We start from the raw sequence: 7,761 nt of genomic DNA on the forward strand, positions 1-7,761 counted from the left end.
TCTAGTTTCTAGTAAAACGCCGGAAACTGAAATATCTCTGAGAGAAGACTGAAGGTTCAAACAAAATCTCTGGTTTTGCCTCTATAACGGATTGGTAAACTAGGCAACCAATGGAAACCAGGTCCTAAAAAAAAGCCAAAGTTCCCTTGGTGAGAACTTTTTAGGGGCAATCTTTGACTAAAATATTTTTGTAGGGATGGCAGATAGATCCGGGAGTACCGATGGCTACAGATTTACCCAAAACTTCGCAAACACCTTCGAGTGATTCTGCTTCTTCTGGGTATTACGACCAAGAAGACGTACAGCAAATTCTACAATTGGCGATCGCGCGGCAACATGATAGCGGTCAATTTTCCCGCCAGGAGTTGGTGGAAATGGCCGCAGAGTTGGGAATTTCCCTGGAAACCCTGCAAAAGGCAGAAGCGGATTGGATTGAAAAACAAAAAGATTTGCAAATGCGGCAGGATTTCGATCGCTATCGCCGCAGCAGGTTTAAAAGCAATGTGGTGAAATATGCGATCGCCAATGGTTTTTTGATTGCTTTGAATCTTTTAATGTCCCATCAATTATCTTGGTCGCTTTATATTGCTCTGATTTGGGGCGGTTCTCTAACCTGGAATGCTTGGAAAACCTTTTCTTTAGAAGGGGAAGAATACGAACGGGAATATCAAAAATGGCGGTTGAAAAAACAAATCGGTCAGTCGATTCAATCTATAGGCAATGCTATAGAACGCTTTCTCAATCCCCAAAATACCAGCAACGACGCCAATTAACCCACCGCGACTGCACTCGCCAATTGGGCGTGTTTTTGAAGGGTTTGTTTGGGTAGCGGACCGGCTAAATGGTCCCAGGGTAAAATGCGATCGCTGCTCCAATGTTCGCGAACATAAAAATCTAGCGGTGGCAGCGTTCCTTTTAATTTCTTAAAGGCACGTTTGTAGCTGCCTAGAGAATCTCCATATTCTCGTACATTTTCTAACAAATAAGATAAACGGCGATCGCCTCTAGAAAGCAACGCTTGAATCACCGACCAATTATAACTTTCCGGTCGAAAATCAATGCCTGCTGGTCGCAAGTGTTTTTGCAAATATTTCAACCGTTTGTCGGCTTGTTTGTTCACACCAAACCACTGAAACGGCGTGTGGGATTTGGGAACGAAGGTACTACATCCCAACGTCAAACGCAATCCGGGGGCAGCTTTTTTCACTTCTTTCATCATGGCAATGGTGGCGTCGATATCTTCCGGTTGTTCCCCGGGAATACCGACCATGCCGTACAGTTTCAACCCTTTCAAACCGCCAGCTTGGGCGTGGATGGCAGCTTCTACAATAGCATCGTTCTCCAGTTTTTTGTTAATTATTTCTCGCACCCGATCGCTACCACTTTCCACAGCAATGGTCAGGGATTTGGTACCGCGATTGGCTAAAATCTTAGCAAATTTCTCCGTAACTGTATTGGTACGAACCGAGGCCACGCTGAGGCGAACATCGTCAAATTTGGGTTGGTTTAAATATTCCAAAAGCTCGTTAAATTCCGGATGCTGGGTAACTGATGCTCCCAACAAACCAATGCGATTGGTAAACCGAACCCCCCGTTCGATAGCGGGAATTAAAGAAGTTTCTACGCTGGGCGTTCGGAAGGGTAAGGTTAAATAACTCGCCAGACAAAAACGGCACATTTCCGGACAGCTACGTACCACTTCTACCATATAAATTTCCGGCCAGGCCGCTTTTTCTGTAACCACCGAAGAAACCGATAGGGTATTTCCTCGATAGGTCTGTTTGGTAACCGTCGCAGGAATTTCGCTATCTATTGGCTCGATGCCGGCAATTTCCCCATCCGGTTGTACGTAGCGAACCCGATACAAACTGGGAACGTAAATGCCCGCAACTTTGGCTAAATGGCGTAATTTTTGCTCTCTAGGTAAGTCCCGAACTTCTTTATAAGCTTGAATAAAATTATCCAGTAAATTTTCTCCATCCCCGAGTAAAATGATATCGAAAAAATCCGCAAACGGTTCGGGATTGGCGGTGAGAACTGGACCCCCACCAAAAACCAATGGATGTTCGTTTTCGCGATCGCAACTGCGTCGGGGAATCCCCAATGATGCTAGCATTTGGAAAATATTGGCGTAATCCAACTCCCAGGAAAGCGAAAATCCCAACAGTTCGGTTTGGCTGGGCAAAGATTCCCCAATATCGGTAAACAAACGGCTAACCGCCACATCTTCCCGGACCGCCAAACTCGACCAAACCACTTGGTATCCCAAACTGGTAATGCCTACGCTGTACTCGTTGGGAAAGGCATAGATGAGATTGACGGCATCGGCTTCGGCGACAGTAGGTGTAAAGGTGAGACGTTCGGCTGCAAATGGGGAACGGTCGGTCATACAAAATTACAAGAGAAATAAAAATCGTGGGCAGGGATTTTGGTATTTGCCGTACGTGTTATTATAAGCAATGCTCGCCAAGGGTGCAATCTGGCTGGCTGGAAGTGGCAAATTTTCCCCTGGCAACCATCGTTTTTCCCTTCTGTTTTTTAGATCGTTGGATCGTTTTTTTGAGATTTTTTTGGGGTTGCATTTATTCGGTGAATTTGAAGGCAAAAAATAATGACGAACTTAAGTTTTTCGCTATCTGGTGTTCGATTGGCGTCCGGGAAATGGGCATTCTGATGGAACCAGCAAGCGATCGCACCCTTCTGAAACAACAGGGCTTATACTATCGTTGGTACGAGCGTAGCATCCCCGTACAGCGATCGCCCCTTCCAACAACCAACTGGCAAAACTTTCAATCATGCGAGGTAAATAAAAATAGCTATGGCCGTTCAACTATTTAACCCCAGCTTCTATCGCGCCGCCAACCCCGACCTTGCCGGGTTAAGCGACGAACAACTGCGCAACCACTTTTTCAGCATTGGCATCGACCAAGGTCGCCAATTTTCCCCTTTTGTTGATTTGGAACTGTACCGCGCCAGCAACCCCACCCTGATTCAAGCTGGCATCAACACCAACCGGGAACTGTTCGACCACTTACAAACAGCCGGCGTAGCCAACGGACGTAGATTTTCCAAAGTTTACGACCCTAACTATTACCTGGCAGAAAATCCCGATTTAGCCCCTCTATCCGACAATTTAGAAGTCCTATTCAATCATTTTCGTGATTTTGGCATCGACGAAGGACGTGCTGCCTCTGGGGTTTTTGACCCCGTTTTTTACTTAAGCAATAATTTAGACCTGCTCAGACAGGGATTTTCCACCAGACAAGCCTTAGACCACTATCAGCTAGAAGGCATTAACCAAGGCAGAGTTGCCTCCGAATCCTTGGATCCGAACTTTTATTTATTGAGCAATCCTGATTTAAAGAAAGCGAATTTTAGCTTCGAGCAAGCCGTCCAACACTTTATCGTTACCGGTCAAAACGAAGGCAGAATTGCCTCTCCACCGAAAATTCCAGAAGACCCGGGCAACAGCATCCCCACCGCTTTGGACGCCGATGTGCTGGTAGCGCCCCGTACCTTCAATCAATCTGTAGGCACCTTCGATAGCGACGATTACTATCGCTTTAGCATTCCGCGCACTGGTCTGTTCAACCTCGAAGACAACCAGTTTAACCTCACATTAGATGGACTAACAGGGGACGCTGATGTACAGTTAATTGCTGATTTCAATAACAACGGCCTTGCCAACCAAAACGAAATTATTGCCACCTCCCAACAGGGTGCCAACAATATCGAAACCCTCAGCGCTACCATTGCTGGCGGTCAAGACTACATTGTCCGCGTTTTTTCCGTTTCTGGGGATACCAACTATCGCCTCACCTTTGCCCCCACCCAAATTCAACGAGTTCCTACTTTGCTGGGAACCACCATTGCCCAAGACCAAGACTTGGGGATTGTTAGCGTTCCTGAAAGGGTAAATGATTTCGTCGGCGATGAAGACCCCCAAGACTTTTACCAATTTACTCTACCTACGGCTTCCCGTGTAGGTTTGGTTTTGGATAATTTAACCGCCGATGCGGATTTACAACTGATTCAAGATGCCAACAACAACGGTACGGTAGATACCGGTGAAATTTTGGGGTCTTCCACGGCAGGGGGCATTTCTCAAGAACTGCTGACCCGGGAATTGCCCCAGGGAACTTATTTGATGAACGTTTCTCAGTTTCGCGGCAATAGCAACTATAACTTAACGCTGTTTACAGAACCCCTTACTTTTACCCCCGACACTGCCGGCAATAGTTTGCCTGCTGCTCGCAATGCGGGTCAGTTGGTGACAACGATTAATTTTAGCGAATTTGTGGGCGATCTCGATCCGAATGATTTCTATCGATTTGAGCTAGCCAAACCTGCTAACGTGCGTGTTTCTCTTGCCGAGCTATCAGCAGATGCTGACTTACGCTTAATCCAAGATATTAACGGCAACGGTGCTGTCGAGCAAACAGAAATCTTGCGGGAGTCTCTTAATGTTGGGGCAGTGGGCGAAGGGGTAGATGCCAATTTAGAAACGGGAGCTTATTTCGTACAAGTAGCTCAAGGAAGTGGCAATACCAACTACAACCTCACGATTAATCTGACTGGGTCCGTTTCTCAACCGCCAACAGCAGACCCAGGAAACGATCTATCAACCGCTTTTGAAACTGGGTTACTGGTAACACCAAAGAGCTTTTCCGACTTTGTGGGAGATGCCGATCCGGTTGATTTTTACAGCTTCCGTATTAACAAAGACAGTCAGATTAACATAGAACTATCCAATCTCAATGCTGATGCGGATTTGCGTTTGATTCAAGATCTCAACGAAAATGGTACATTGGAAAGTGGTGAAATTATTGGTGAGTCTGCTGGTGTAGCTACATTAACAGAAACCATTAGCACAAGTCTGGAAACCGGGACTTATTTTATTCAGGTACGGCGCTTTGAAAATGCCAATACGCCTTACGATTTGAACTTCAACATTGCTGGTGTTGGCGAAACGGGAGGAGATGCTGGTAACACGATTAGCGATGCAGAACTTCTAGGTACTTTAGGTCCAGCAACAGATGCACCCATTGTGGTTCAAGAAAGCATAGGTACGAACGATAATGCAGATGTTTTTGGTTTTGATGTGGATGCTAGTACGAATATTACGGCTACCATCGATGAAATTTCGGGTGGCGATCCGGATTTGCAGTTAATTCAAGACCTGAATGAAAACGGACAGTTAGATGGAGGGGAGGAAATTCTTGCTGAATCTGTGAATGCATCGACGGTACCGGATTCAATTAGCCGAACTTTAGAAGCGGGGACGTATTTTATTCGGGTATTTCCGGGGGTTTTTGGAGAAGAGATTGACTATACGTTGACCCTTTCTTCAGGTGAGTAATTGCTGGCAATCATGCTTCCTTGGTACCGGCGATCGCGATGGTCCCTACTGCCTGTACAATGAAAATGACTTTCTAGCAGATCGAGCCGACGACAGTTCAAGGTAGAACCTGTGATTCAATATCAAGCGAAAATTCGCGTTACCCTGCGCCCTTCTGTTTTGGACCCTGCTGGTACAGCTGTAGCCTCGGGATTGCAAAATATGGGCTACAATACAGTCGAGCAGGTACGGATGGGTAAGTATATCGAACTGACCTTGCAGGCAGAAAACCAAACCCAAGCGGAAGAAATGGTTAATAGCATGTGCGATCGCTTGCTAGCCAATCCGGTGATTGAAAACTACGACTTTGACGTGGAAGCTGTGGCGGCGGGGGCAAACACATGAAATTTGGCATTGTGGTTTTTCCCGGTTCCAACTGCGATCGCGACGTGCAGTGGGTCGCGCAAGGTCTGCTGCAACAACCCACCCGCATGGTGTGGCACGAAGAAACCGACATTGCCGATTTAGACGCGATCGTCCTCCCGGGAGGATTTAGCTACGGCGATTATTTGCGCTGTGGTGCCATTGCGCGTTTTTCGCCAGTTATTTCAGCAATTATCGACCATGCCCACCAGGGGAAATACCTCCTCGGTATCTGCAACGGTTTCCAAATTCTAACGGAAGTGGGATTGCTGCCGGGGGTGTTAATTCGCAATCGGGATTTGCATTTTATCTGCGATCGCGTGCCCGTTCGTGTGGAATCGACCCAAACCCCCTGGACCCGAGCATACCAACCCCATCAAGTTTTGCAACTGCCCATTGCCCACGGCGAAGGTCGCTACTACGCTGACAAAGATACCCTGGCGCAGCTAGAAGACAACCAACAAATTCTCTTTCGCTACTGCACCAGTACGGGTCAGCTAGAGGAAACCGGCAATCCCAACGGTTCCCTGCACCACATCGCCGGTATCTGCAACGCCCAAGGGAACGTATTGGGCATGATGCCGCATCCAGAACGGGCTGCCGATGGCATGTTAGGCAATACCGACGGTATGGATCTGTTTGCTGGTTTGCTGGCGTCGCAACCCGTTGCTGTCTAGTTTCCTTCTCCCTTGGATAGGGGCCATTGCCCCGATTCGATTCGTTTTGCTGACATTTCTAGATTTCATGGTAGAGGCGCTTATTTCTCCCGACCAACCTTTTTTGCTTTGGGCGGTCCTGCTGTCAGTAGCTGCTTTTGGGCTGCTGACGGAACAAACTCCCATTGGTACGAAGATTTCTGCCCCTGGCATCACCATGGCGATCGCTTTTCTGCTATCCAACCTATTGGTGATTCCCAGCGGCTTGTATGCAGACCAAACCATTCCCCCCTACGAAGCGATCGTTTCTTATCTGGTTCCCTTAGGCATTCCTTTGCTGCTGTTTCACGCCGATATTAGCCGCATCCTCAAAACCATTGGTCCCACCCTAATCGCCTTGGTGGCGGGTGCGGTCGCGACGGTGGTTGGAGTCGCGATCGCCGGGTTGCTGCTGGGGGAGGGGGGATGGCAAAAAGCAGCTGTTTTGGGCACTCTGTACGCCGGCAATGCTTTTTACCAAACCTCCCTCAGCCAAGCAATTCCCCTAGAAACCACGGACGAATTTTGGCAAGCCGGCAGTGCAGCTGTGCATCTAGTCCTTGCCCTTTATTTTTTGTTTCTATTTCTTTTACCGGGAATTCGCTGGTTTCAAGACCAACTGCCCAGCATTCATCCCGGTTTGGGAGGCGGCGGCGTTAGCAAGCTAGCTACCGGTGGATTGGTCCAGGGAAAACCCATTAGCCTGTTGGATATGAGTTTGGCCCTGGCGGTGGGGGCTATTTTCTGTGCGGCAGGTTATGCTATAGCAACGGCATTGGGATGGTCCCAGGGTGGCATTTTTATTGTTGCGCTGCTAACGGTTCCCCTGGTGACCCTGTTTTCCAGCATATTTGGTAGCATTAACGGTTCCGAAGCCCTAGGGGCCATGGCCATGCAGCTATTTTTTGCTGTCATCGGTGCCAAAGCCAATATTTGGGCGGTCACCAACGGCGAGGCCATTTGGTTGGTGGTGGCGGTTTTTGTGTTGGCGGTCCATTTTGCCGGCGTTTGGCTGGCTAGCCGGGTGTTTCGCATTGGGTTGAATGAAATGGCGATCGCTTCTAACGCCACCCTCGGCGGTGCGGCTACGGCAGCAGCCATGGCTGGGTCTCGCCGCTGGTACGGTTTGGTGACGCCGGCCATTGTATGCGGTACCCTCGCTCACGCGATCGCCTATGGTTTGGGCTGGACCATGGGGCAATTTTTCTAGTTTCTTACGATTGTGAGTCAGGAGCTTGAAAGCCCTGACTTTTTAAAGCAGGGATGAAAAGCGACCCGTGCGGCTTTAGCCGCCGTCAAAATCAA

7 protein-coding genes are annotated in these 7,761 nt (G+C 48.3%); 5 read left to right on the top strand and 2 right to left on the bottom strand.

Translation table 11 applies throughout. From position 1 onward, the window contains the following. Nucleotides 1-221: 221 nt before the first annotated feature. Complete coding sequence (locus AS151_RS00080) at nt 222-773, top strand: 2TM domain-containing protein (RefSeq protein ID WP_071515034.1); 552 nt, start codon at nt 222-224, stop codon at nt 771-773. On the opposite strand, the gene AS151_RS00085 is transcribed toward AS151_RS00080, so the two are convergent. Together AS151_RS00085 and AS151_RS21785 are read right to left on the bottom strand one after the other, a co-directional pair. After that, nucleotides 770-2,389, bottom strand: a complete 1,620-nt coding sequence (locus AS151_RS00085; RefSeq protein WP_071515035.1) for a radical SAM protein — start codon at nt 2,387-2,389, stop codon at nt 770-772. The genes AS151_RS00080 and AS151_RS00085 overlap by 4 nt on opposite strands. A 243-nt stretch (nt 2,390-2,632) precedes the next feature. Further along, on the bottom strand, nt 2,633-2,797 hold the full coding sequence (locus AS151_RS21785) for a hypothetical protein (RefSeq protein WP_170861258.1): 165 nt from the start codon (nt 2,795-2,797) through the stop codon (nt 2,633-2,635). A 21-nt stretch (nt 2,798-2,818) separates the two neighbouring features. Between AS151_RS21785 and AS151_RS00095 the strand changes: the two genes are divergently transcribed. From AS151_RS00095 to AS151_RS00110, 4 genes are all read left to right on the top strand, one after another. Continuing rightward, nucleotides 2,819-5,359, top strand: a complete 2,541-nt coding sequence (locus tag AS151_RS00095) for a PPC domain-containing protein (RefSeq protein WP_071515037.1) — start codon at nt 2,819-2,821, stop codon at nt 5,357-5,359. Nucleotides 5,360-5,470: 111 nt separating this feature from the next. Further along, a complete protein-coding gene (gene purS, locus AS151_RS00100) occupies nt 5,471-5,743 on the top strand; it encodes a phosphoribosylformylglycinamidine synthase subunit PurS (protein ID WP_071515038.1) in 273 nt (90 codons plus the stop codon). Beyond that, entirely contained in the window at nt 5,740-6,438 is a 699-nt protein-coding gene (gene purQ / locus AS151_RS00105; protein WP_071515039.1) for a phosphoribosylformylglycinamidine synthase subunit PurQ, read from the top strand. Before purS ends, purQ begins: the two co-directional genes overlap by 4 nt. Nucleotides 6,439-6,505: 67 nt before the next feature. Continuing rightward, complete coding sequence (locus tag AS151_RS00110) at nt 6,506-7,666, top strand: DUF819 family protein (protein ID WP_071515043.1); 1,161 nt, start codon at nt 6,506-6,508, stop codon at nt 7,664-7,666. Nucleotides 7,667-7,761: the final 95 nt, after the last annotated feature.

The organism is Geitlerinema sp. PCC 9228, assembly GCF_001870905.1.
GTDB lineage: Bacteria > Cyanobacteriota > Cyanobacteriia > Cyanobacteriales > PCC-9228 > PCC-9228.

Bases quoted from the DNA above. Each gene is read 5' to 3' on its own strand.
- AS151_RS21785 (WP_170861258.1), bottom strand. From the start codon at position 2,797: ATGATTGAAAGTTTTGCCAGTTGGTTGTTGGAAGGGGCGATCGCTGTA.
- AS151_RS00110 (WP_071515043.1), top strand. From the start codon at position 6,506: ATGGTAGAGGCGCTTATTTCTCCCGACCAACCTTTTTTGCTTTGGGCG.
- AS151_RS00095 (WP_071515037.1), top strand. From the start codon at position 2,819: ATGGCCGTTCAACTATTTAACCCCAGCTTCTATCGCGCCGCCAACCCC.
- purQ (WP_071515039.1), top strand. From the start codon at position 5,740: ATGAAATTTGGCATTGTGGTTTTTCCCGGTTCCAACTGCGATCGCGAC.
- AS151_RS00080 (WP_071515034.1), top strand. From the start codon at position 222: ATGGCTACAGATTTACCCAAAACTTCGCAAACACCTTCGAGTGATTCT.
- AS151_RS00085 (WP_071515035.1), bottom strand. From the start codon at position 2,389: ATGACCGACCGTTCCCCATTTGCAGCCGAACGTCTCACCTTTACACCT.